Below are 21,838 nucleotides of genomic sequence, written 5' to 3'. Positions count from 1 at the left end.
GGCGAGCGCCTGCGGCAGTTCGGAACCACTCCTCGCCGTTCGAGCGGGTAACGTTGCGGCAGCCCATCGGAAGGATCCCCCGCCATGATCGTCGACAACGCCGTGTACGTGGACGGCCGGCGCACCGCGGACCCGAGTTCGCTGGAGCAGACCTTCGAGACCGTTCAGGAGCGAAACGGCTTCGCCTGGATCGGCCTCTACCGGCCGACGGAGACCGAGCTGGGGGAGGTCGCCACCGAGTTCGAGCTGCCCGACCTCGCCGTCGAGGATGCCCTGAGCGGACACCAGAGGGCGAAGCTGGAGAAGTACGGGGCGACGACGTTCGTCGCGCTGCGGCCGGCGCACTACATCGACGAGACGGAGAAGGTCGAGTTCGGCGAGGTGCACGTGTTCCTCGGCGAGCAGTTCATCATCACCGTCCGCCACTTCGAGTGGCCGGACCTCTCCGAGGTGCGGCACAGGATGGAGAGCGAGCAGCGCCTGCTGGAGCTCGGCCCGATCGCGGTGCTGTACGGCATCCTGGACCAGATCGTCGACGACTATGCGCCGGTGATCGCAGGTCTCGAGAACGACATCGACGAGATCGAGGACCAGCTCTTCAACGGCGACCGCACCGTCTCCCGCCGTATCTACGAGCTGTCCACCGAAGTCATGACGTTCCAGAGGGCCGTCAACCCGCTCGGCGACGTTCTGCAGGGCCTGCGGGATGCGCTTGCCGCGTCCGGAGCGGACGAGACGCTTCGCGACCGGTTCCGGGATGTGCACGACCACGTCATCCGCATCGTGGAGCGGGCGGACGGATTCCGGCAGATCCTGCAGAACGCGCTGCTCGTGCACACGACGCTCGTCGGACAGGCGCAGAACGACGAGGTCAAGAAGATCTCATCGTGGGCGGCGATCCTGTTCACCCCGACGCTGGTGGGGACGATCTACGGGATGAACTTCGATCACATGCCGGAACTGCACTGGGTGCTCGGCTATCCGTTCGCGCTCGCGCTCATGCTCGCCACCGGCGTAGGCCTGTACTGGGCGTTCCGGCGCAACAACTGGCTCTGACCGGCTGCGAGAATTGACCGCGTGTTCGAGTATGCGGGGTTGCGGCGGTGGCCGGACGTGGAAGGCGAGAACCTGTTCGCGTCGGATGCGGCCGACCGGCTGATCGCGGAGGTGGCGCGGGATGCGGTCGCCGCGCTGGGCGACAGCGCAGGCGGGCTCGTGATCGTCGGCGACGCCTATGGCGCTCTCACTCTCGCGGCGGCGGCCGGTGGTGCGCGCGGCATCCGCGTGCACCAGGACCCGCTGACCGGCGAGCAGGCGCTCGCCGCCAACGCGGCAGCGCTCGGCCTGGCCGACGCGTACACGCAGCACCCGCTCAACGCCGATCTCGTCCGCGGGGCCAGGGTCGTGCTGCTGCGGCTGCCGCGGAGCCTGGATGCGCTCGACGAGATCGCGACCCTGGTGGCAGAGCATGCGCATCCGGAGGTCGTCGTCTACGCCGGGGGGATGCTGAAGCACATGAGCATGGCGATGAACGACGTGCTCGGCGCGGCGTTCGGCTCCGTCACCGCGTCGCTGGCCAGACAGAAGGCGCGGGTCCTGACTGCGGAGCGACCGCATCCCGTGGCCGACCTGCGCACGGGTCGGTGGCCGGAGCGCGCGTACGACGACGAGCTCGGCGTCTGGGTGTGCGCGCACGGCGCAGCGTTCGCCGGCACGGCGATCGACATCGGCACCCGGTTCCTGCTGAGCGTCGTCGACGACGCTGCACCCGATGCGCGCACCGCCATCGACCTCGGCTGCGGCACCGGCGTGCTCGCCACGACGCTCGCCATCCGCAGGCCCGAACTGCGGGTGATCGCCACCGACCAGTCGGCCGCGGCCGTCGCCTCCGCCACGGCGACCGCCGCCGCCAATGGCGTCGCCGACCGGGTCGCGGTCGTCCGCGACGACGGGCTCTCCGCGCAGCCGGACGCGAGCGCCGACCTGATCGTGCTGAACCCGCCGTTCCACATCGGGAGCGCCGTGCACACCGGCGTCGCACACCGGATGTTCGCGGACGCCGCGCGCGTGCTCGCCCCCGGCGGCGAACTGTGGACCGTGTGGAACTCGCACCTCGGCTACCGGGCAGCGCTGGAGCGCACGGTGGGGCCGACCAGGCTGATCGCGCGCAACGCGAAGTTCACGGTGACCGCCTCCCGCCGCCGCTGACCGGTTGCCTTCCGCGCGGGAAGCCGCGAAGCTCGTGTCCATGAGCCACGACGATGCGCCGGATGCGCCGGATGCGCCGGATGCGCCGGATGCGCAGGACGAACCGGATGCGCAGATCGCCGCCGTCCGGGCGGCCGTAGCGGCCGGCGACCCAGCCTCCGCGCGGCTGAGTCTGCACCCGTACCTGCACTGGACGTTCCCGGACGGCACGACACTGCGGGGGCGCATCCACGTGCTGGCGGCGCTGTCCGCACTGGCCGAGGTGCCGGAGCCCGCGTCGGTCGAACTCCGCGACGGCCAGCTCTACCGCTGGGTGTCTGCGGAATAGGGACGTCCGCGCCGCTGTTTTCGCGAGAGTGACGATCACCGCGCTGACCTCTCCCGCCACCCTCGACGAGCTTCTCTCGACGCTCGAATGGCACGTGGACGAGTCGCGGCGTGACGCGCTCGCCGCCGGCGCGACCCTCCGCTTCGCCAAGCCGACGTTCCTGTACGTCATCGGCGGGTCCGTGCGGGTGCGTTCGACAGGCCCGCAGGCCGTCTCGCTCTCGTTCGCGACCGGCGACGTGGTCTTCACGCCCGGCCGCCACCCCGTCGACCTGTCGGCCGATTCGGCGGCGGAGGTCGTGGTCTCCGAGCTGCGACCCGTCGGCGGGTCGCGCGCTCTCGACCTGCTGCCGGAGCTGATCGGCGTGAACAGACTGGCGGAACTCGACCCAGCGATAGCCCTCCTCGCCTCCCGCATGGGTTGCCCTGCGCAGCCGGGACGGGCGGGTGACAACGTGATCTGCGGGCGAATGGCGACGACCATCGTCTCCGTGGCGATCCGCGCGTGGGCGGAAGGAGACTGCGCTCCGGCGAACTGGCCCGCGCCTGTCGAGGACCCGTTCGTCGCCCGCGTTCTCGATGCGATGCACGGCGACCCAGGGCATCCATGGACGGTGGGAGACCTCGCCGCTGTCGGTGCGATGTCTCGGACGATCTTCGCCGAGCGCTTCCGCCGGCAGGTGGGCCAGTCACCGGCGAGCTACCTCGCTCAGGTGCGGATGGACGCGGCGATGTCCTACCTGTCCAGGGACGGCCTGACCGTGAGCGAGACAGCCAGGATGCTCGGCTACGAGTCGGACGCCGGCTTCAGCCGCGCCTTCCGGAGGCACACCGGCTCCGCGCCGTCTGTGTGGCGGCAGCGGGCGAGCTGAGCCGCAGCGTCGTCAGTTCAGCCGGGCCCGGCGTCGCCCGGCGCTGCCGAACAGCACCACGCCCACCGCGACCACGACGACCGCCACCAGGTATGTGGTGCGCACATCCACGCTGTCGACCAGGATCCCGCCGATCCCGGCGCCCAGCGTGATCGCGAGCTGGAACCCGGCGACCACCAGACCGCCCGCCGCCTCCAGCCGGTCCGGGATGTACCGGCCTGCCCAGGTGTTGATGACCGCCGGCCACGCCCCGAAGCCGAACCCCCACACCGCGACCGCGATCGCGACGACCACGACGGAGCCCTGCCCGACCACGGAGAGCAGGATGGCACCGGCGATGAGTGAGGGCTGCAGGTAGCGCAGCAGCCCGAGGAACCGGTCGGCGAGCGCGCCGACCACGAGGTTGCCGATCACGCCTCCGATGCCGAACAGCACCAGCAGGCCGGCGGCGAAGGCCGTGTCGAGTCCAGGCACCTGGTCGAGGGCGAGCCGGATGAAGGTGTACGCCATGAAGTGCCCGAACACGATCAGGATGTGTCCGGCGAGCCCCTGCCGCACGCCAGGCCGCCGCAGGGTGTCGCCGAGGATCCGCAGGCTCGACGCCGCCGCCGGAGCGATGGGCGGGAGCGACAGGCGCAGGGCGACGGCGACGACGGCGGTCAGTGCGGCGGCGCCGAAGAAGACGCCGCGCCAGTCGATGATCTCGGTGAGGAAGACGCCCACAGGCACGCCCGCAACGACGGCGAGCGTCATCCCCGCGCTCACGATGGTCATCGCGCGGCCGAGCCTGTCCGGGCTGGCGAGCTGCGCAGCGACGGTCAGCGACATCGACCAGAACCCGCTGATCGCCACACCGATGAGCAGACGCGCCACCAGCAGCACCCACAGCGACGGTGCGACGGCGACCGCCAGGTTGGAGACCGCGGCGAGCACGGCGACGAGCACGAGCAGCGTGCGCCGGTCCATCCGCGGGATGAGGATGCCGATGGTGGGTGCGGCGAGGAACCCGACGAACGCGGTGACGGTCACGGTCTGCCCGGCCTGCCCCGGCGTCACCCCGAGCTCGGCGGCCATCGCGGTGAGCACACCGGACGGGAGGAATTCGGCGGTGACGAGCACGAAGCTGGTCAGCAGCATGACGATGAGCGCCAGCCAGTGCGTGCGGGTGTGCGCGGCGCCGGTCGGTGCGGGGGAGGTGGCCCGGATGGGAGAGGTGTCTGTCGTCACTGTTCCACTCTGACGGCCGCGGACGGCGCGCGCCTGACTCTGCGTCCGTGATGGGCGACCATCCGTCCGGGGTCGCCGACGCCGGCGGAGGACGCGCGGCTCAGGGAGCGGACGCCCCGCGCGCCATCACCACGCGCGGCCATTCCGCGAGCCCGAGTCCGTGCGCTTCCTCCTCGCGCACCCGCTCGCGCAGGGCGGCGTCGACGGCGTCGTCCGGCAGCACCGCGAAGCCGAGCCGCGCGTAGTACGGCGCGTTCCACGGCACGTCGGCGAAGGTGGTGAGCGTGAGTCCGGCGAGTCCATGGGCGTCCGCCCACGCGTCGGCGACCTCGATCAGGCGCGCGCCGAGCCCTCGGCGTGCGTGCGACGGATGCACGGACACCTGCTCGATGTGGGCGCGCCCGCCGAGCGCTTCGACCAGCAGGTAGGCGACCGGCGTGTCCGTCCCGTCGACCGCGACCAGCGCGCCGCCGTTCCGGATGTGCGCCGTCAGTTCGGCGGCGGAGGGCGGGTCGTCGTCGGCGATGTCGGCGAGCCCGATGCTGCGGAACGCCTCGCCCGCCGCCAGCTCGATGCCCTGGATGGCCGGGATGTCCGCTGTTCGTGCCGCTCGAATCGTCACCGTTCGAGCGTATAAGACGGGCACGAGAGCTGCGGGGTCAGCCCTCGGCGCCCGCGACGACCGTCCCGATTCCGAGCGCGGCGAGGATGGCGGCGGACACCCGTTCGAGCACGCGGGTGACCCGCGGCCGCTTGAGCCAGGCGACCATCCGGGACGCCAGCAGCACCACGACGCCCAGATACGCCACGGAGACGAGTGCGTCGACGGCGCCGAGCAGCATCGTCTCGCCGAGGCCTGCGTGCGCTGGGACGAACTGCGGCACGACCGCGAGGAAGAACAGGCCGACCTTCGGGTTCAGCAGGGTGGAGAGCATCCCGGCCAGCAGGCTGCGGACCGACCAGCCGCCCCTGGCTCGTCCGGTCAGGGTCGTGGAATCCGCGTCGCCTGCGGTGACCGAGGTCGATGCGGTCTCTGCCGCTGCCTTCTCCGCTGCAGCGGCCCTGGCGCTCCTGCGGGTCGCGACGAACGCCATGACGCCCAGGTAGATCAGGTACAGGCCTCCCACGATCTTCACGACGCGGAACACCTCGGCGGACTGTTCGAGCAGGGTCGCGAGCCCGATGGCGACGAGCGCCGCCCACACCAGCGACCCGAGAGAGCACCCGACCGCTGCGGCGAACCCGTCGCGAGCGCGGCCCATGCTGTAGCGGAGCACCAGGAACGTGTCCGGCCCCGGCGTGAGCGCGAGCACCGCGCACAGCCCGGCGAACGCGAGGATCGTGAGCAGCGACATGCGACGATCCTAGACGGTGCCCACGATCAGACGAAGGTGCGTACCAGTTCCCAGCGGCCATCGCCTGTCGGGCGGACCTCGAACATCCGCACATCGCCGTCCGCGACAGAGCAGCCCTGGAACCGCCAGCCCGCGAGCTTCCCGGCCGGATGCGTGAGCGCGTCATGCCAGGCGACCTCCCGCAGCGGCGTCGGCTGATCGGTGACGACATAGCGAGTGCCGCGCCAGACCAGGCGGGTGGGTCGGCCGTTGTCGGTCCAGACAGAGACGATGTCGGTCGCTTGCGTCATGCTCATGACAGCCTCCAAGGGGTTCAGGGATGACTCCATTGAACCATTAACTTTCGAACATGTGTTCGAGTAAATTGACTCGTGATAGCGGCCCAGGTGTCGCTGCGGCGACGAGGGTGCTCGGCACGTCGTGATCCCCGAACGCATCTCGACTCATCTGGCCGGCTGCCCCGCAGAGCCAACATTCGTCACCGGTGTGGCATAGCCTGCGGAGATGGCTCAAGTACTGGTCTACGGCCGGCGGGAATCCCTTGCTCGGCACAGAACGGCTCTCGCGGACGCGATTCACGCGGCGATCATGGTCTCGCTGACCTATCCGGCCGAGAAACGATTCCAGCGATTCATCCCGCTCGACTCCGGCGACTTCATATATCCCGAGGACCGGGGACCGGATTACACGATCATCGAGATCTCCATGTTCGAGGGTCGATCCGACGAAGCCAAGCGGGCTCTCATCACCGAGCTCTTCGCTCGCATCAGGGCGGAGGCGGGGATCGATCCGCACAGCGTAGAGATCACGATCACCGAGACCCCCAAGGCGAACTGGGGGATCCGCGGCCAGGTCGCGACCGACCTGGCGCTGGGTTACAGCGTTGAGGTGTAGCGCGCAGGGCGCGTGAACCACGCGCGCCGATTATCCGGTGGCGCCTGTGGCGCGGGTCCGCCGGGACGTCGTCAGCGCGCGACGCTGCCGAACTTCGCCCGCCGCGATCACGCGGCGCCGCCCGTATTCGCGTCGCCCGCGGTGGTGCCGCCTGCAGTCGCCCCGCCCGCGCCACCTGTGCCCCCACCCCGTCGCGCCACCAGCGCCCGCTCCCGCATCGCCAGGAACAGCGGCAGCGCGAAGGCCAGCGCCACCAGCGGGATGAGCACCACGTACACCCACACCCGCCGCATCCCGAGCCTTCGGCTCTCGAACAGCATGAACGCGACCACCGCGACGGCGGCGATGAGCACATCCACCGTCAGCGACAGCACGGCAGGGCCGCTCTGCAGCCAGTCGCCCACGTAGTTGCGGCGACCGACGATGGCGGCGATGTTGAACGTCCACGTGCCGACCAGCCCCACGATCGCGACCACCAGGAAGAACACCGCCCTCCCGTTCCAGCCGCCGCGGCTCATGCCGCCGTTCACGCCGCCGCCGGTCACGCCGTCGCTCCGGCGTGCAGCCTCGGCCTGGCGGCCGCCAGCATCCCGAGCGCCAGCACCACGGCGGCGGCGAGCACTCCGCCCACCAGGATCGCCCAGCCTGCGGCGAGGAAGACCCCGTCCGGGTGCACGATCGACTGCCCGGCCAGCGCCTGGAACGTCACGAGCGTCACGACCGCTGCGTAGACCACCGTCGCCACCACCACGAGGCGCAGCCGCACCCTGTCGTCGGCGACGGCGCGCCAGCGGCGTCCGAGCCAGCCGAGCGCGATGGCGAACAGCGGCAGGAGCTGCAGCGCGTGCATCCCGACGAAGTGCGGGATGCGGAGGTCGCCGCCGACCGTGCTCCAGCCGAGCAGGGGGAGGCTGGGCCCACCGTCCGCCAGGCCGACAGTGTGGGCGCCGGCGATGCCCTGGAAGTCGTGCAGCTGGGCGGCCGTCGGGCCCGTCATCAGGTAGGCGAGGCCCATGCCGACGATGGCGATCGCCGCGCCGGCCCGCACGGCAAGGGTGGTGGATGCGGTGGGCAGGCGCAGGAAGAACACCGCGATCGTCGTGAGGAAGGTGCCGACGTAGAGCACGGTGATCGACACCGCCATGATGCCCCACACCGCGGCCGAGACGCCGTTGGACACGTTGAAGTGGCTGGTCGTGCCGACCGCGGCGGCGCCGACGATCGCCACCTGTTCCACGATCAGGGAGACGGCGATGACCGTGCCCGCACTGTGCGCGAGGCGGCGGAAGCGGGGGAGATGGGCGATCAGCCACGCCCAGGTCACGCTGTAGAGCAGGATCGACAGCGAGAACTTGAGCGGCTTGAGCCAGGTGTCGACGCCGAGGACCTGCCTCTGGTCGACGAGCAGGCCGACGACGCACACGATGGTGCTGACGACCATGAGGGCGGCGACCGTCATGAGCGGACGGTGCCAGGCGAAGACGGACTTCATGAGAGCCTTCTCTCCGAGGTTGCGGCGGCCTGGGCGATGCGCCGCAGGCCGAGGGCGAGGGAATCGCCGAGCACCGTGCCGATGACCATGAGCTCGGCCATCCGCGACGGGTCCGGCAGGGCGGCGACCGCGGCGAGGTCGGCGTCGGCTGCCAGGCGGGCGGCCGACGCGTACGCGTCGAGATAGCTGTCGGGGAGGGGGTAGCCGGCGTGCACGAACGCGTCGAGCACGCGGGCGGCGATCTCCGTGCCGACGTTGTCCTCGCATCCCGTCCACCCCGCGCGCCCGATCAGGGCGTCGATGCGGGCGATGGATGCGGAGGTCGGCTCCGAGACGTCGGGCACGGCAGCGCGGGAGAGCGCCTGCTGCGCGACGTCGAAGGTGTGCGCGATGGGCGCATCCGGGTCGTCGAGGGCGGCGAGCACCTGCGCGACCGAGCTGACCGACAGGTGACCGACCTCGAGCATGGAGCGGATGAGGCGCAGCCTGTGGATGTGCGCATCGCCGTACTCCGTGCGATTTCCGTTGAGGCGCTCCCCGGCCGGCAGGAGTCCTTCGCGCACGTAGTACTTGATCGTGGCGGAGGGGGTGCCGGTGGTCTCGGCCAGTTCGGTGATGAGCATGTGGTGATAGTAGCACTACCGGTAGCGTGACTACCAGTGTTGGATGCATTCTCGCGCTCGAACGCGCACGCGCGATCAGAGAGTGTCGTCGCGGGAGCGCTTCGATCGTGAAGGCGACTCCTGCAGTGACAGCCAGAACAGGATCGCCAGCAGCCCGAAGATCGCCAGCGACGCCAGAAGATCGCCCCACTGGAACGGCACGAGCGCGCCGTCGATCGACAGCACCAGCGCGCACTCGATGAAGCCGAAGACGAGGAAGAACAGGCCGAGCAGCACGCGCGTCAGGCGGATCGACTTCCCGCGTCTGTGCAGCTCCAGCCTCCGCAGCTCCACCATGAGCGTCAGCAGCAGCAGGGGCAGGATCTGCGCGAGCGCAGCCGCCGACGCGCTGTCCATCAGCACGATATGCACATCCATCGGGTCGACCACGTCTCTATCGTGCACCCGGGCGCCCGTTCCGGTCGACCGCCCGATCCGTTCCGACGGAGAAACGCCTCCGCCCGGCTCCGATCTCCGTCCGAACGGGGATCCCGGCGGCGTGGCGTCGCAGTTCTCCGTCCGGACGGAGCGGTCAGCGCCCCTGTACCCGCCCCGAGATAATGGCGGCCGTCTCGCGAGCGGCAGCGACGACGACGGCCAGGGGATGCGCGCTGTACGAGGTGCCGATGTACGGCACTGTCAGCGTCGCGACCGTCGCTCCCGTCGCATCCCGGATCGCGGCGACCACGTCGGTCACCGCGTCCTGCACGGGGTCCGGCCGGGTGATCACGTCACCTTCGCCGTCACCGTCGCCGCGCCCGCCCGCACCGGTGAGCACGAGCCCCGCCGCCGTGTCGAGCGGGAACAGCGCGCCGACCCGCACCGCATAACCGAAGTTCGCCGGCGACTCCGCCTGGGCGATCACCCGCACGGCGTCTCCGTCGCGCACGCCGAGGTTGCAGGACTGCGACACGGCGTCCGCGAGGTCGCGCATCGGGCCCATCGCCAGCCGGATCAGCCCGCGCAGGGGCGGCTGCCGGTGCGCGAGGTCGAACAGGGCGAGCGAGACCCCGTAGAGACCGGATGCACGGTCGCGGTAGAGATAGCCGCGCCGTTCGAGAGTGGTGAGCACCCGGAAGATCTGGCTCACGCTGCGCCCGACAGCGTCAGCGATCTCGGTCTGCGATCGCTCCCCAGGCTCGCCCGCCAGATACTCCAGGATGTCGAGGGCCTTGTCGAGGGCGGGAACCGAATAGTCGGGCTGCGGAGAAGGAGACGGAGCCATCATCGATCCGCCCCGATCGCCGTCAGGAACCGCCGGGCGATCGTGCGCTCGATGTCGTCAGGCACCGGCTGCGCGCCCGCATCCAGCGTCGAGGCCGCCGTCGCGACGCGCTCCAGCGACAGCGACTGCAGCAGGAACCCGAGATCCATCGCCTCCAGCGAGTTGCCCTTCGGCTCGCGGCCGGCGAGGTTCACCATGCGACCCTCCGCCAGCAGGACGATGGACCGGCCGTCCGGCAGGTCCACCTGCTCGATCGCCGCATCCAGGGTCGTCACCGCGCTCGCCGAGGCGTAGAGGGCTGCGGTGTCGATCTCCCAGGGGAAGTGCCCGGCGTTCGCGAGCACAGCGCCGTCCGGGAGCCGGTCGATGATGTCGGGCGTCACGATGTCGGGGAAGCCTGTCGCCGTGACGAACACCTCTCCCCAGTCGGCGAGGTCCGCGAGCGGCGCCACCCGGTAGCCGTCGAGCGCCGCCTCGAACATCTTCAGCTCGTCGATCTCCGCGACGGCCACCTTGCCGCCGAATGCTCGCAGGTACTGCGCGATCCCGCGCCCGCACCAGCCGTATCCCGCCACCACGAAGCGGCGGCCAGGGATCATCAGGTTCGTGATCCTCATGATGCTCTCCACGACCGACTGACCGACGCCGTGCCGGTTCTCGCCGACCGCCTTGAGCATGCTGTCGTTGATCACGATGATCGGGAACGGCACGGAGCCGGCCAGCTCGCGCCGCAGCCGGACGCCGCCGCTCGTGGTCTCCTCCGTGCCGCCGACGACCGTCTCCGCCAGGCCGGCCTCCACGATGCCGGCGGCGAGGTCTGCGCCGTTGTCGAGCAGGATGGTGGGCCGCGCCGCGATCACGGCGGCGACGTTGGCGTGATGCTCGTCGATCGTGTCGTCTCTGCGGCCGTGCACGGTCATCCCCTGCTCGCGGAGGAACGCGACGACGTCGTCCTGCGTCGAGCCGTGATTGCCCGTCGCGACGATCTCGGCGCCGCCCGCGGCGAGGACCTCGAGCAGGACGGCGGTCTTTGGTTCCAGGTGCAGCGACATCCCGATGCGGTGGCCCGCGAACGGCTGCGATGCGGCGAATTCCGTCTTGGCTGCGGCGAGGAGCGGCATCCGGGAGCGGATCCAGGCGGTGCGGGATGCTCCGCGAGCGGCGAGTTCGGACACGGGCTCAACTTTCGTAGGTGAACATGACTTTCATATAGGCTATCTCTCAATGACCGCCGGCGCGAGCGCATCCCCGCCGCAACCCGTTGCCATGTGTGTTGCGCGCACCACCGAATGGCGAAAGGATGAGCGCGACAGACCGATGCCGCTGCACCGACCGTGCGTGGCATCGCGGGGAGGGGAACCCACGTGGAACTGGATGTGGACGGAGTCGCCGAACGGGTCTCCACCGGCACTCTTCCCGGGTGGGACGATGTCGAAGCCCTGGTGCAGAAGGCTCACGCGCGCAACGCCGGTGTCACCTCGGGAACGGTCGCCGACTACATCCCGGCGCTGGCCGCCGCCGACCCTGCGCTCTTCGGCGTCTGCGTCGCCGAGGTCGACGGCGCAACGCACGGAGCGGGTGACGTCGACCACGCGTTCTCCATCCAGTCCATCTCGAAAGCGTTCGTGTACGCGCTGGTCTGCGACGAGCTGGGGCACGAGCTGGCGCTCGAACGCGTCGGAGTGAACAACACCGGACTCGCCTTCAACTCGGTGATGGCCATCGAGCTCAACGACGGGCATCCGATGAACCCGATGGTCAACGCCGGTGCGCTCGCCACGACCGCCCTCGTCCCAGGGCAGACGTCGGAAGCGCGCTGGGCGTTCATCCAGGACGGCCTGTCGCGCTTCGCCGGGCGCAGGCTGGAGCTGGACGCAGCGGTCTACGAATCGGAGACGGAGACCAACCAGCGCAACCAGGCCATCGCGCGCCTGCTCCAGAGCTACGGCAGGATCACCGCCGACCCGGCCGAGGTGGTCGACGTCTATACGCGCCAGTGCTCGCTGCTCGTGACGGCTCGCGACCTCGCGGTGATGGGCGCCACCCTCGCGGACGGCGGCGTCAATCCCGTCACGGGCGAGCGCGTGGTCTCGGCTCACGTCTGCCGCGACACGCTCTCGGTGATGGCCGCGAGCGGATTGTACGAGCGGTCGGGGGAGTGGTTGTTCGAGATCGGGATGCCCGGCAAGTCCGGCGTCGCGGGCGGCCTGGTCGCCATCGCGCCCGGCAAGGCGGGCATCGGCACATTCTCTCCCCCGTTGGATGCGGCGGGCAACAGCGTCAGGGGTCAGCGCGCGACGGCGTTCCTCTCGCGCAGCCTCGGGCTGAACCTCTTCTCGTCGGACGTGCACCACCCAGCAGAAGGACAGGACAGATGACCACAGCAGAGACGAACGCTCCGGCGATCGAGAAGGCGTCCTGGCGGCCGATGATCGCGCTGTTCTGCGCGCAGATCCTGATGTCGTTCAACGTCGCTGCGCTGCCCGTGTCGCTCGGCGGCATGGTGGACGACTTCGGCGTGCCTCCGACCACCGTCAGCACCGCGATCGTCATGTACGGCATCGCGGTCGCCGCGCTGGTGATGGTCGGCGCCAAGCTCGGGCAGCGGGTCGGCTGGGTGCTGATCTTCCGCATCGTGATCGGCCTGTTCGCCCTCGCGGAGGTGCTGATGATCTTCGCGCCGACCGTCGGCTGGGTGATCGGTGCCCAGGCGCTCGCCGGTGCGTCCGCCGCGATCATCGTGCCGGCGCTCGTCGCCCTGATCGCCGAGAACTACCGCGGAACGCAGCAGGCGACGGCCATCGGCTCGCTCGGATCGGCCAGGGCGATCTCCGGCTTCAGCGCCTTCTTCATCGGCGGCGCGCTCGGAACGCTGGTGGGCTGGCGTCCGGTGTTCGCCATCCTGGTGGTGCTGGCCGTCGTGGTGTTCATCCTCAGCTTCTCGCTGCGGTCGGATCGCGGAGACAGCAGCATCAAGATCGACATCGTCGGCGCCGTGCTGATCGGTCTCGGCATCGTGCTGCTCACGCTGGGCTTCAACAACCTGAACGCCTGGGGCATCCTCGAGGCGCGACCGGATGCGCCGTTCGACATCCTCGGGCTGTCCCCCGCCATCGTCTTCATCGTCGTCGGCATCGTGCTCGGCCAGGCGTTCTTCCTGTGGACCCGCCGCCGCACCAAGACCGGGAAGGTCCCGCTGATCGCGCTGAGCGTCCTGCGCTCGTCTCGGGAGCGCTCCGCGGTGTACGCGATGTTCATCATCGTGCTGCTCGAGGCCGCCATCAACTTCACCATCCCGCTCTACACGCAGATCGTGCAGGGGCGGACACCGTTCGACACCTCGTTGGCGATGATCCCGTTCAACCTGACGGTGTTCGTCACCGCGACACTCGTCGTGCGGTTCTACCGCAGGTACAGCCCGCGGACCATCGGCATCTTCTCCTTCGTGCTGACGACGGCGGCCCTGGTCTGGCTGTCGTTCGTCGTGACGAACAACTGGGAGACGTTCCCGACCATCCTCGGTCTGATCGTGTTCGGCGTCGGGCAGGGTGCGCTGGTCACGCTGGTGTTCAATGTGCTGGTCACCGCGTCTCCGAAGGAGCTGGCCGGCGATGTCGGCTCCGTGCGCGGTACGACGCAGAACCTCGCGTCGGCGGTCGGCACGGCCTTCGCGGGCGCGCTGCTCGTCACCATCCTCGGGCTGAACGTCGGGCAGGCCGTGATCGCGCATCCGGACCTGCCGAAGTCGCTCACGTCGCAGGTGGACCTCGACAGCGTCAACTTCGTCAGCAACGACCGTCTCCGGGAGGTCCTCTCGAAGACCGACGCCACCCCCGCCCAAGTGGATGCGGCTGTGCAGATCAACGAGGACTCCCGTCTCAACGCCCTCCGGCTCGGGCTCCTGCTGCTCGCCGGTGTGAGCGCGGTCGCGATCATCCCGGCGGTGCGCCTCCCGCGCTACCGCCCGCACGAGCTCCCCGACCCGTCTCCGGCCGCATCCCCGTCTCCGTCCGCCCTCACCGCCGACTGACAATCGAGTCCGGACTTGTGCACGCGACACCCTGGAGTGTCGCGTGCACAAGTCCGGACTCGACTGCCGATCGACGCGATCAGCTGATCTTGCGTCGGTAGATCACGATGGCGAAGCCGTAGGCGACGACGAGGATGCCGACGAGCCAGGCCAGTGCGACCCAGATGTCCGCCCCCACCGGCTGCTGTGCGAACAGTGCCCGGATGGTGTTGACGATGGAGGTCACCGGCTGGTTCTCCGCGAACCAGGCGACGGGGGCCGGCATCGTCTCCGTCGGGACGAACGCCGAGCTGATGAACGGCAGGAAGATCAGCGGGTAGCTGAAGCCGCTCGCCCCGTCCACCGTCTTCGCCGAGAGGCCGGCGATCACGGCGATCCAGGTCAGCGCGAGGGTGAACAGGATCAGGATGCCCGCGACCGCGAGCCACGCGCCGACCGACGCCCCGGTGCGGAAGCCCATGATCAGGGCGACGCCGATGACGACGGCGACGGAGACCAGGTTGGCGGCGAGCGAGGTGAGCACGTGCCCCCAGAGCGCGCTCGACCGTGAGATCGGCATGGACTGGAACCGCTCGAAGATGCCGCCCTGCAGGTCGAGGAACAGCCGGTACGCGGTGTACGCGACCCCGGAGGCGATCGTGATCAGCAGGATCCCGGGGAGCATGTAGTTGACGTACGACTCGTCGGAGCCGGTGTGGATGGCGCCGCCGAGCACGTAGACGAAGAGCAGCATCAGCGCGATCGGCGTGATCACGGTGGTGATGATCGTGTCTGGGCTGCGGAGGATGTGGCGCAGCGAACGACCGGTCAGAACGCCGGTGTCGCTGAGGACGTGGGTGGTCATCGGTTTTCCTTTCCTGCGGTTTCGGTGGTGGTTTCTGTCTCGGTCTCGCCCGTCTCGCCGACGAGCGCGAGGAACACGTCCTCGAGCGACGGCTGCTTCTCCACGTACTCGACCTTCGCGGCCGGGAGGAGCTGCTTGAGCTCGGCGAGCGTTCCGTTCTGGATGATCGTGCCCTTGTGCAGGATCGCGATGCGGTCGGCGAGCTGTTCCGCTTCGTCGAGGTACTGCGTGGTGAGCAGCACCGTGGTGCCCTGTCCTGCGAGCTGCTTGACCGTCTGCCACACCTCGATGCGTGCCTGCGGGTCGAGCCCGGTCGTCGGCTCGTCGAGGAAGATGACGGGCGGGTTGCCGATCAGGCTCATCGCGATGTCCAGGCGACGGCGCATCCCTCCGGAGTATGTCGCCGCCTTGCGGTTGCCGGCGTCGGTGAGCGAGAAGCGGGCGAGCAGGTCGTCTGCGATGCCCCCCGGGTTCTTCAGGTGGCGCAACCGGGCGACCAGGATGAGGTTCTCCCGTCCGGTGAGGACCTCATCCACTGCAGCGAACTGTCCGGTGAGGCTGATGGACTCGCGCACGTCTCCCGGCTTGGTGGCCACGTCGAAGCCGGAGACCGTCGCGCTGCCGCCATCGGCCTTCAACAGGGTCGACAGGATGCGCACCAGGGTCGTCTTGCCTGCGCCGTTCGAGCCGAGCAGGGCGAAGATGCTCCCCGCTGCCACGTCGAAGTCGACGCCGCGCAGCACGCTCAGATCTTTGAAGGACTTCTCGATGCCCTGCACCCGGATGGCCGGGGCAGGGGTGGTCGTCGTGCTCATTCGTCTGTCTCCTTGTCGTCTGGAACTGCCGTGCCGCTGATCGCCGCGTCGATCGCCTTGGTGAGGCGGGCGCGCTCCTTGTCGATCCACTGGGTGCCGGAGTACGACGCCGCGAACGTCTCGGCGAACTCCACCGGGTCGTCGCCGACGATGTCGCGGACAGGCGTTCCGTCGATGGCCGCGCGTTCCCAGAGGTCGGTGTGGTCGCTGATCATCGTGACCAGCGTGTCTCCGTCCGTGATGCCGCCGTAGTACATGAAGTACCGGTTGACCGCCTTCGCCGAGCTGCGGTACGGCTCGGGGAGGGCGTCGACGCGGGCGACGGCCTGCTTGTACTGCTTTTTCTGTTCGAGCGAGCCTGTGAGGGCTTCGATCCACTTCGCAACCATTGCTACTGTCCTTCTGTCTCGGTCTGTTCGTGTGTCTGTTCGTGCGTCTGCTCGTCGGTCCGGCCCGTGCTCCTCAGCCGCTCCAGTCGTTCGGCCAGGAAGCTCCAGGTGGTCCAGAACTCCTCGAGGTACTCCCTGCCCTGGCTGTTGAGGGAGTACACCTTGCGGGGCGGGCCCTTCTCGGACGGCACCTTCTCCACATCCACGAGGCCGCGCTGCTCGATGCGGACGAGCAGGGCGTAGATGGTGCCCTCGGCGATGTCGGAGAAGCCCTGGTCCCTCAGCCACGCGGTGATCTCGTAGCCGTATGCCGACCGCCCGGCCAGGATGGCCAGGACGATGCCCTCGAGTGTTCCCTTGAGCATCTCTGTCGCTTGTTTGCCCATGGCACTCCTCCTTGCTACTCAGTGGTGCTTGGTACTGGTAGATAGTAACGCCGAGTACCGGTAGTTAGCAAGACTGAATAGCAAAGAGATTTTCGCGGCGGTGCGACGCGGAACTCGATGGCGTGGCAGTGTCGAGGCATGAGCATCGACCTGACCAGCGCCGCATCGTTCATGGCCGCGCACGCCCGCGTCCTCGACCGCCGCCGTTTCGAGGCGGCGACAGGAGGTGGAGACGCCGCCAAGCGCGCGCTCGTCGCCGCCCTCGATGGATACCGCAACGCCGACGGGGGATACGGATGGGGGCTCGAGCCCGATCTGCGGGCGACCGAGAGTCAGCCGGGAGGCGCGCAGCACGCACTCGAGGTGATCGCGGACGCCGCGCCCGTCGCGACTCCCCACCTCGGCAGCCTGCTCGACTGGCTGGATGCGGCGACGCTCCCGGACGGCGGCCTCCCGTTCGCCCTGCCGATCGCCGACACCACCGCCTGCGCGCCGTTCTGGGCGCAGGCGGACCCCACGGAGTCCTCGCTGCAGATCACCGCAGCGATCGCAGCGCGAGCGCATCGGGTGGCCAGACAGGACGCCACCGTGCTCGACCACCCCTGGCTTCAGGCCGCGATGCGTTACTGCTTCGATGCGATCGGTCGCATCGACACGGCGCCGTTCGCGTACGTGCTCTCGTTCTCGCTGCAGCTCCTGGATGCGGCAGCGGACTCCCAGCCGGAGGCGCGCGACCTGTTCGCCCACCTGGGCAGGTACGTTCCTGGCGATGGCGCCGTGCCCGTCGACGGCGGGTCGGAGGGCGAGACGCTGCACCTGCTCGACTACGCGCCGGAGCCCGGCCGTCCGGTCCGCGAGCTGCTCGACCCCGCCGCGGTCGCCCGCGACCTCGACCGGCTGGAGGGCGGTCAGCTGGCGGACGGCGGGTGGGACGTCGACTACGCCAGCTACTCGCCGGCCGCGGCGCTCGACTGGCGCGGCTATGTCACGGCGAACGCGGTGGCGGTGCTGCGGATGAACGGGCGGTAGGCCGCGCATCCGCTGGCCGTGCTCGCTCGCGCGGCCTCCTCGAAAATCGTGCTTTTTCCTGGAATACAGGGGTGCGAAACAAAGTTGAGCCTAGTAGACTCAAGTTTGCCCGACCGAGGAAAGGACACGAATGGCGAACATGCAAGGCGCGCCCTCCACTCAGGAGGAGCAGAAGAGTGCGCTCGAACAGTACGGCGTCAACCTCACGGAGATCGCCAAGAGCGGGAAGCTCGACCCGGTCATCGGCCGGGATGCGGAAATCCGTCGCGTCAGCCAGGTGCTCACGCGACGCACCAAGAACAACCCGGTGCTCATCGGCGAGCCCGGCGTCGGCAAGACGGCCGTGGTCGAAGGGCTGGCCCAGCGCATCGTCGCCGGCGACGTCGCCGACTCGCTCAAGGGGAAGCAGCTCGTCTCGCTCGACCTCTCCGCGCTCGTGGCAGGGGCCATGTATCGCGGACAGTTCGAGGAACGGCTGAAGGCCGTGCTCAAGGAGATCAACGACGCGGAGGGCGAGATCATCACCTTCGTCGACGAGCTGCACATCCTGATGGGCGCAGGCGGCGGAGAGGGCTCTGTCGCCGCCTCCAACATGCTCAAGCCGATGCTCGCCCGCGGTGAGCTGCGCCTGATCGGCGCGACGACCCTCAACGAGTACCGCGAGTTCATCGAGAAGGACGCGGCCCTGGAGCGCCGCTTCCAGCAGGTCTACGTCGGCGAGCCGAGCGTCGAGGACACCATCGCGATCCTTCGCGGGCTCAAGGGGCGCTACGAGGCGCACCACGGGGTCACGATCGAGGACTCCGCGCTGGTCGCTGCCGCCTCCCTGTCGAACAGGTATATCACCGCCAGGCAGCTGCCGGACAAGGCGATCGACCTCATCGACGAGGCCGCGAGCAGGCTCAAGATGGAGATCGACTCCGCTCCCGTCGAGATCGACACCCTCCAGCGCGTGGTCGAGCGGATGAAGCTCGAAGAGTTCGCGCTGAAGAAAGAGAAGGACGAGGCGAGCAAGGAGCGGCTGGAGCAGTTGCGCGAGCGGCTGCGTCAGCAGGAGTCCGAGCTGGCGGAGCTGCAGGAGCGGTGGCGCGCGGAGAAGGCGTCGCTGAACCGCGTCGGCGAACTGCGCTCGCAGCTGGAGGAGGCCAAGACCAAGCGCGACCTCGCGCTGCGGGACGGCCGATACCAGGAGGCGTCGCGCATCGAGTACGAGACCATCCCCGGCATCGAGCGGGAGCTCGCGGAGGCGGAGAGCGCCGAGCAGCACCCCGACCAGCCGCGCATGGTCAACGAGCAGGTCACGGCCGATGACATCGCCGCCGTGGTGGCCGCGTGGACGGGCATCCCCGTCGACAGGCTCACCCAGGGCGAGACGGAGAAGCTGCTGCAGCTCGAAGGGGAGCTCGGCCGCCGCATCATCGGCCAGAAGAAGGCCGTCGCTGCTGTGGCGGATGCTGTTCGTCGCACAAGGGCCGGCATCTCCGACCCGGACCGGCCCACGGGCTCGTTCCTGTTCCTCGGGCCGACCGGCGTCGGCAAGACGGAGCTGGCGAAGGCACTCGCGGCGTTCCTGTTCGACGACGAGAAGTCGATGGTGCGCATCGACATGAGCGAGTACGGGGAGAAGTTCTCCGTGTCCAGGCTCGTCGGCGCTCCTCCCGGCTATGTCGGTTACGAGCAGGGAGGTCAGCTGACCGAGGCCGTGCGCCGTCGCCCGTACTCGGTGATCCTGCTGGACGAGGTGGAGAAGGCGCATCCCGAGGTCTTCGATGTGCTGCTGCAGGTGCTCGACGACGGTCGCCTCACCGACGGCCAGGGCCGCACGGTCGACTTCCGCAACGCCATCCTGATCCTCACCTCCAACCTCGGCAGCCAGTTCCTGGTCGACCCGACCCTGAACGACACCGAGAAGGAGGAGGCGGTGCTGCAGATGGTCCGCCAGGCCTTCAAGCCGGAGTTCGTGAACCGCCTCGACGACATCGTGGTGTTCTCGGCGCTCGACAAGGAGGAGCTCGGTGAGATCGTGGAGCTCAACATCGACCGGCTGATGCGCAGGCTGCAGGAGCGCCGCCTGGAACTGGCGGTGACCCCGGATGCTCGCCGCTGGCTCGCCGAGCGCGGCTACGACCCGATCTACGGTGCAAGGCCGCTGCGTCGCCTGATGCAGCGCGAGATCGACGACCGCCTGGCCACCGAGCTGCTGTCCGGCGAGATCCGCGACGGCGACCTCGTGCGCGTCGACCTCGCCGAAACGGGCGATCACCTCACGGTCGCACCTGTGCGGGAGTAGCGACAACCCGCGACCATCGAGCCCAGGCTCTCACCGCACGCTCCGGCGTGACGGGTGAGTGAGCCTGGGCTCGATTGCTGCGCTCAGCGGTGCCTACGGCTGCGTCGACCACCCGTTCCGCGGAGGCGTGGGCCAGTGCCCGCGCGTCGGCACGACGGCGGTCACGGCTCCGGTCGTCGGCGAGAGCAGCACCTCGCGCTGCTGCGGCCGGAACCAGTCGAACAGGCCGCCGAGCGATCCGGCGCGTGCGTCGAATGACGCGTCGCCGATCCGGCCGGTGAGCCAGTTGTTCTCGATGAAGCGCAGCACGGAGGTCTGATCCGTCGGCGTGTGGTCGACCTTGTTCTGCGCCGCGTACGGCGAGATCACGACGAGCGGAAGGCGCTGGCTCGGCCCGCAGCGGTCGGCGTATCCACCGGCCGTGTGCGAGACCGACGTGCACACGGCGGAGTCGACAGCCGCATCCGCAGAGCCGTTGGTGACCTTCGGGGCGACGTGGTCGTACCAGCCGTCGGAGTCGTCATAGGCGAGCACGACCGCCGTGCTCGACCAGGAGCTCGACTTCTGGATGGCGTTGATCTCGTTGACGAGGAACTTCTGCTCGTCGATCGGATCGGAGTACGACGCGTGCCCGTCCTGCGCCTCCGGCGCCTTCAGGAACGACACCGACGGCAGGTTGTTCGACTTCAGCGCCGCGTCGAACGACGTGAGGTCGTACTGGTGGTTGGCCTGGTCGGTGTGCCCGATCGCCTTCGTCGAGGTCGGCGGAAGGTGGTGCGGGTTGGACGTGGACTTGTAGTACTGGAACGGCGAGTGGTGCGGCGAGTAGTCCTTCGGCGTCGCCCCCGCGATGTTCGCCGTCACGGCGTCGCACTTCGCGTAGTGGCCTGCCGTGCCGTCCCAGGACGTGGTCGGCGTGAAGCCGCCCTGGAACCAGCCCCAGGTCACCCCGCGGTTGTTGAGCAGGTCGCCGATGTTCTTGCCCGCCATCCCGACCACGGCCGACGTCGACGTGTGGTCGTTGTCCGAGCAGTCGTCGTATGCGGGGTCGGGGTCGCCGATCACCGTGCCGACTCCGGATGCGCTGGGCGACTGAACTGCGGTGGATGCGGTCAGCGTCGCCCCTGTCTTCGGGTCGTACGCGGTGCCTCCGTGGGTCTGGCCGGAGATGAGGTTGAGCGCGCCGGGGGTCGACGGGCCGAACGTGGTGTCCCAGCTGTTGTCGCTCATGGCATAGTTCTGGGCGTAGTTCCACAGACCGGTGACGGTGTTGCCGTCGTAGTAGTCCATGGCGAGACCTGGTGCTCCGAACTGGCCGGTGCAGGTGTCCGTCGACGTCTTCTGAACGAAGAGGTCCATCTTGCCCGCGTCGACCGCCTGCTGCTCGGCCGCGTAGCTGTGGTTCTGGTCGCAGGTCACGGCCTGGGTGGATGCGAGTCGCTTCGGCGGGTACAGGTTGGGGTTGCTGGCGAGCGTGCCGGAGGTGACGAGGTTGTTCACCTTCGGTGTTCCCTTGGCGGCGGTGAAGGATGTTCCGTCCGTGTTGGCCGCGGAGGGGTACGTGCCGAAGTAGTGGTCGAACGACACGTTCTCGTCGAAGATGACGACAAGGTGCTTGATCGGCGTGAGCGTGAACGACGAGTGCGAGGTGTCCGCGGTCGCTGGCGCGACCGTCAGGAGCCCGGCGCCGACGAGAGCGACGGCGCCGACGACGGCGAGACCGGCGCGGCCCACCGTCCTGGAGCGGTGCAGACGTGATGGTCTGAACACGATTCCTTCTTCCTTTGTGTGTT

At 69.1% G+C, this 21,838-nt stretch carries 24 protein-coding genes; 9 read left to right on the top strand and 15 right to left on the bottom strand.

What is annotated here, in order from left to right:
* Nucleotides 1–84 precede the first annotated feature (84 nt).
* Genes corA through ACIRCZ_RS09780 form a run of 4 tightly spaced genes read left to right on the top strand, consistent with a single transcriptional unit; the run spans nt 85 to nt 3,407 of the window.
* Nucleotides 85–1,056, top strand: coding sequence for a magnesium/cobalt transporter CorA (gene corA / locus ACIRCZ_RS09795; protein WP_402852388.1), 972 nt, complete (start codon nt 85–87; stop codon nt 1,054–1,056).
* Nucleotides 1,057–1,077: 21 nt separating this feature from the next.
* Nucleotides 1,078–2,208 carry a class I SAM-dependent methyltransferase gene (locus ACIRCZ_RS09790; RefSeq protein ID WP_402852385.1) on the top strand — a complete coding sequence of 377 codons (1,131 nt, stop codon included), beginning with the start codon at nt 1,078–1,080 and terminating at the stop codon, nt 2,206–2,208.
* 40 nt (nt 2,209–2,248) lie between these two features.
* Nucleotides 2,249–2,536: a hypothetical protein gene (locus ACIRCZ_RS09785; RefSeq protein ID WP_402852382.1), complete on the top strand. Its 288-nt coding sequence runs from the start codon at nt 2,249–2,251 to the stop codon at nt 2,534–2,536.
* A gap of 28 nt (nt 2,537–2,564) precedes the next feature.
* A complete protein-coding gene (locus ACIRCZ_RS09780; protein WP_235500570.1) occupies nt 2,565–3,407 on the top strand; it encodes an AraC family transcriptional regulator in 843 nt (280 codons plus the stop codon).
* A gap of 12 nt (nt 3,408–3,419) precedes the next feature.
* Here ACIRCZ_RS09780 and ACIRCZ_RS09775 read toward each other — a convergent pair whose 3' ends face one another.
* The 4 genes from ACIRCZ_RS09775 to ACIRCZ_RS09760 all read right to left on the bottom strand — a co-directional run bounded on the left by ACIRCZ_RS09775 (nt 3,420) and on the right by ACIRCZ_RS09760 (nt 6,285).
* Nucleotides 3,420–4,634, bottom strand: a complete 1,215-nt coding sequence (locus ACIRCZ_RS09775) for an MFS transporter (protein ID WP_402852379.1) — start codon at nt 4,632–4,634, stop codon at nt 3,420–3,422.
* A 100-nt stretch (nt 4,635–4,734) separates the two neighbouring features.
* Nucleotides 4,735–5,256, bottom strand: a complete 522-nt coding sequence (locus tag ACIRCZ_RS09770; RefSeq protein WP_402852376.1) for a GNAT family N-acetyltransferase — start codon at nt 5,254–5,256, stop codon at nt 4,735–4,737.
* Between the two features lie 37 nt (nt 5,257–5,293).
* Nucleotides 5,294–5,989 carry a LysE family translocator gene (locus tag ACIRCZ_RS09765; protein ID WP_402852373.1) on the bottom strand — a complete coding sequence of 232 codons (696 nt, stop codon included), beginning with the start codon at nt 5,987–5,989 and terminating at the stop codon, nt 5,294–5,296.
* Between the two features lie 26 nt (nt 5,990–6,015).
* Complete coding sequence (locus tag ACIRCZ_RS09760; protein WP_402852370.1) at nt 6,016–6,285, bottom strand: hypothetical protein; 270 nt, start codon at nt 6,283–6,285, stop codon at nt 6,016–6,018.
* Nucleotides 6,286–6,493: 208 nt separating this feature from the next.
* Between ACIRCZ_RS09760 and ACIRCZ_RS09755 the strand changes: the two genes are divergently transcribed.
* Nucleotides 6,494–6,883 carry a tautomerase family protein gene (locus tag ACIRCZ_RS09755; RefSeq protein WP_402852367.1) on the top strand — a complete coding sequence of 130 codons (390 nt, stop codon included), beginning with the start codon at nt 6,494–6,496 and terminating at the stop codon, nt 6,881–6,883.
* A gap of 107 nt (nt 6,884–6,990) precedes the next feature.
* Here ACIRCZ_RS09755 and ACIRCZ_RS09750 read toward each other — a convergent pair whose 3' ends face one another.
* From ACIRCZ_RS09750 to ACIRCZ_RS09725, 6 genes are all read right to left on the bottom strand, one after another.
* Nucleotides 6,991–7,428, bottom strand: a complete 438-nt coding sequence (locus ACIRCZ_RS09750; RefSeq protein WP_321164265.1) for a DUF2834 domain-containing protein — start codon at nt 7,426–7,428, stop codon at nt 6,991–6,993.
* Complete coding sequence (locus tag ACIRCZ_RS09745; protein ID WP_402852364.1) at nt 7,425–8,375, bottom strand: hypothetical protein; 951 nt, start codon at nt 8,373–8,375, stop codon at nt 7,425–7,427. Before ACIRCZ_RS09745 ends, ACIRCZ_RS09750 begins: the two co-directional genes overlap by 4 nt.
* Nucleotides 8,372–8,998 (bottom strand): MerR family transcriptional regulator, encoded by a 627-nt coding sequence (locus ACIRCZ_RS09740; RefSeq protein ID WP_402852361.1) that lies wholly within the window; start codon nt 8,996–8,998, stop codon nt 8,372–8,374. Before ACIRCZ_RS09740 ends, ACIRCZ_RS09745 begins: the two co-directional genes overlap by 4 nt.
* A 75-nt stretch (nt 8,999–9,073) precedes the next feature.
* On the bottom strand, nt 9,074–9,442 hold the full coding sequence (locus ACIRCZ_RS09735; RefSeq protein WP_235500573.1) for a hypothetical protein: 369 nt from the start codon (nt 9,440–9,442) through the stop codon (nt 9,074–9,076).
* 127 nt (nt 9,443–9,569) lie between these two features.
* Nucleotides 9,570–10,262 carry an IclR family transcriptional regulator gene (locus tag ACIRCZ_RS09730; RefSeq protein WP_402852357.1) on the bottom strand — a complete coding sequence of 231 codons (693 nt, stop codon included), beginning with the start codon at nt 10,260–10,262 and terminating at the stop codon, nt 9,570–9,572.
* Complete coding sequence (locus ACIRCZ_RS09725) at nt 10,262–11,437, bottom strand: adenosylhomocysteinase (protein WP_402852354.1); 1,176 nt, start codon at nt 11,435–11,437, stop codon at nt 10,262–10,264. The genes ACIRCZ_RS09730 and ACIRCZ_RS09725 overlap by 1 nt, the downstream gene beginning before the upstream one ends.
* A gap of 189 nt (nt 11,438–11,626) precedes the next feature.
* Here ACIRCZ_RS09725 and glsA point away from each other — a divergent pair, with 189 nt between their 5' ends.
* Both glsA and ACIRCZ_RS09715 read left to right on the top strand, forming a co-directional pair.
* The gene (gene glsA / locus ACIRCZ_RS09720; protein ID WP_402852351.1) at nt 11,627–12,640 is read left to right on the top strand and encodes a glutaminase A; all 1,014 of its coding nucleotides are present in this window, start codon (nt 11,627–11,629) and stop codon (nt 12,638–12,640) included.
* On the top strand, nt 12,637–14,292 hold the full coding sequence (locus ACIRCZ_RS09715; protein ID WP_402852348.1) for an MFS transporter: 1,656 nt from the start codon (nt 12,637–12,639) through the stop codon (nt 14,290–14,292). Before glsA ends, ACIRCZ_RS09715 begins: the two co-directional genes overlap by 4 nt.
* A 79-nt stretch (nt 14,293–14,371) precedes the next feature.
* Here the strand turns inward: ACIRCZ_RS09715 and ACIRCZ_RS09710 are convergent, their stop codons facing one another.
* Genes ACIRCZ_RS09710 through ACIRCZ_RS09695 form a run of 4 tightly spaced genes read right to left on the bottom strand, consistent with a single transcriptional unit; the run spans nt 14,372 to nt 16,726 of the window.
* Nucleotides 14,372–15,136 carry an ABC transporter permease gene (locus tag ACIRCZ_RS09710; RefSeq protein ID WP_402852345.1) on the bottom strand — a complete coding sequence of 255 codons (765 nt, stop codon included), beginning with the start codon at nt 15,134–15,136 and terminating at the stop codon, nt 14,372–14,374.
* Nucleotides 15,133–15,951: an ABC transporter ATP-binding protein gene (locus tag ACIRCZ_RS09705; RefSeq protein WP_402852342.1), complete on the bottom strand. Its 819-nt coding sequence runs from the start codon at nt 15,949–15,951 to the stop codon at nt 15,133–15,135. Before ACIRCZ_RS09705 ends, ACIRCZ_RS09710 begins: the two co-directional genes overlap by 4 nt.
* Nucleotides 15,948–16,340 carry a DUF1048 domain-containing protein gene (locus tag ACIRCZ_RS09700; RefSeq protein ID WP_055898090.1) on the bottom strand — a complete coding sequence of 131 codons (393 nt, stop codon included), beginning with the start codon at nt 16,338–16,340 and terminating at the stop codon, nt 15,948–15,950. The genes ACIRCZ_RS09705 and ACIRCZ_RS09700 overlap by 4 nt, the downstream gene beginning before the upstream one ends.
* 2 nt (nt 16,341–16,342) lie before the next feature.
* Nucleotides 16,343–16,726: a PadR family transcriptional regulator gene (locus ACIRCZ_RS09695; protein ID WP_055898092.1), complete on the bottom strand. Its 384-nt coding sequence runs from the start codon at nt 16,724–16,726 to the stop codon at nt 16,343–16,345.
* A 138-nt stretch (nt 16,727–16,864) separates the two neighbouring features.
* On the opposite strand from ACIRCZ_RS09695, the gene ACIRCZ_RS09690 reads away from it, so the two are divergent.
* Both ACIRCZ_RS09690 and ACIRCZ_RS09685 read left to right on the top strand, forming a co-directional pair.
* On the top strand, nt 16,865–17,755 hold the full coding sequence (locus tag ACIRCZ_RS09690; RefSeq protein WP_402852337.1) for a hypothetical protein: 891 nt from the start codon (nt 16,865–16,867) through the stop codon (nt 17,753–17,755).
* Nucleotides 17,756–17,885: 130 nt separating this feature from the next.
* Complete coding sequence (locus tag ACIRCZ_RS09685) at nt 17,886–20,045, top strand: ATP-dependent Clp protease ATP-binding subunit (protein ID WP_402852334.1); 2,160 nt, start codon at nt 17,886–17,888, stop codon at nt 20,043–20,045.
* A gap of 93 nt (nt 20,046–20,138) precedes the next feature.
* Here ACIRCZ_RS09685 and ACIRCZ_RS09680 read toward each other — a convergent pair whose 3' ends face one another.
* Nucleotides 20,139–21,815, bottom strand: a complete 1,677-nt coding sequence (locus ACIRCZ_RS09680) for a phospholipase C (RefSeq protein ID WP_402852331.1) — start codon at nt 21,813–21,815, stop codon at nt 20,139–20,141.
* Between the last annotated feature and the right edge of the window lie 23 nt (nt 21,816–21,838).

This window comes from Leifsonia sp. NPDC102414, from assembly GCF_044765685.1.
GTDB lineage: Bacteria > Actinomycetota > Actinomycetes > Actinomycetales > Microbacteriaceae > Leifsonia.
This window is presented reverse-complemented; position numbering and strand designations above follow the sequence as displayed.

Excerpts from the sequence above, each read along its gene's own strand:
- corA (WP_402852388.1), top strand. The coding sequence starts at position 85 with ATGATCGTCGACAACGCCGTGTACGTGGACGGCCGGCGCACCGCGGAC.
- ACIRCZ_RS09785 (WP_402852382.1), top strand. The coding sequence starts at position 2,249 with ATGAGCCACGACGATGCGCCGGATGCGCCGGATGCGCCGGATGCGCCG.
- ACIRCZ_RS09765 (WP_402852373.1), bottom strand. The coding sequence starts at position 5,989 with ATGTCGCTGCTCACGATCCTCGCGTTCGCCGGGCTGTGCGCGGTGCTC.
- ACIRCZ_RS09760 (WP_402852370.1), bottom strand. The coding sequence starts at position 6,285 with ATGAGCATGACGCAAGCGACCGACATCGTCTCTGTCTGGACCGACAAC.
- ACIRCZ_RS09755 (WP_402852367.1), top strand. The coding sequence starts at position 6,494 with ATGGCTCAAGTACTGGTCTACGGCCGGCGGGAATCCCTTGCTCGGCAC.
- ACIRCZ_RS09745 (WP_402852364.1), bottom strand. The coding sequence starts at position 8,375 with ATGAAGTCCGTCTTCGCCTGGCACCGTCCGCTCATGACGGTCGCCGCC.
- ACIRCZ_RS09740 (WP_402852361.1), bottom strand. The coding sequence starts at position 8,998 with ATGCTCATCACCGAACTGGCCGAGACCACCGGCACCCCCTCCGCCACG.
- ACIRCZ_RS09730 (WP_402852357.1), bottom strand. The coding sequence starts at position 10,262 with ATGGCTCCGTCTCCTTCTCCGCAGCCCGACTATTCGGTTCCCGCCCTC.
- ACIRCZ_RS09715 (WP_402852348.1), top strand. The coding sequence starts at position 12,637 with ATGACCACAGCAGAGACGAACGCTCCGGCGATCGAGAAGGCGTCCTGG.
- ACIRCZ_RS09710 (WP_402852345.1), bottom strand. The coding sequence starts at position 15,136 with ATGACCACCCACGTCCTCAGCGACACCGGCGTTCTGACCGGTCGTTCG.
- ACIRCZ_RS09705 (WP_402852342.1), bottom strand. The coding sequence starts at position 15,951 with ATGAGCACGACGACCACCCCTGCCCCGGCCATCCGGGTGCAGGGCATC.
- ACIRCZ_RS09700 (WP_055898090.1), bottom strand. The coding sequence starts at position 16,340 with ATGGTTGCGAAGTGGATCGAAGCCCTCACAGGCTCGCTCGAACAGAAA.
- ACIRCZ_RS09695 (WP_055898092.1), bottom strand. The coding sequence starts at position 16,726 with ATGGGCAAACAAGCGACAGAGATGCTCAAGGGAACACTCGAGGGCATC.
- ACIRCZ_RS09690 (WP_402852337.1), top strand. The coding sequence starts at position 16,865 with ATGAGCATCGACCTGACCAGCGCCGCATCGTTCATGGCCGCGCACGCC.
- ACIRCZ_RS09685 (WP_402852334.1), top strand. The coding sequence starts at position 17,886 with ATGGCGAACATGCAAGGCGCGCCCTCCACTCAGGAGGAGCAGAAGAGT.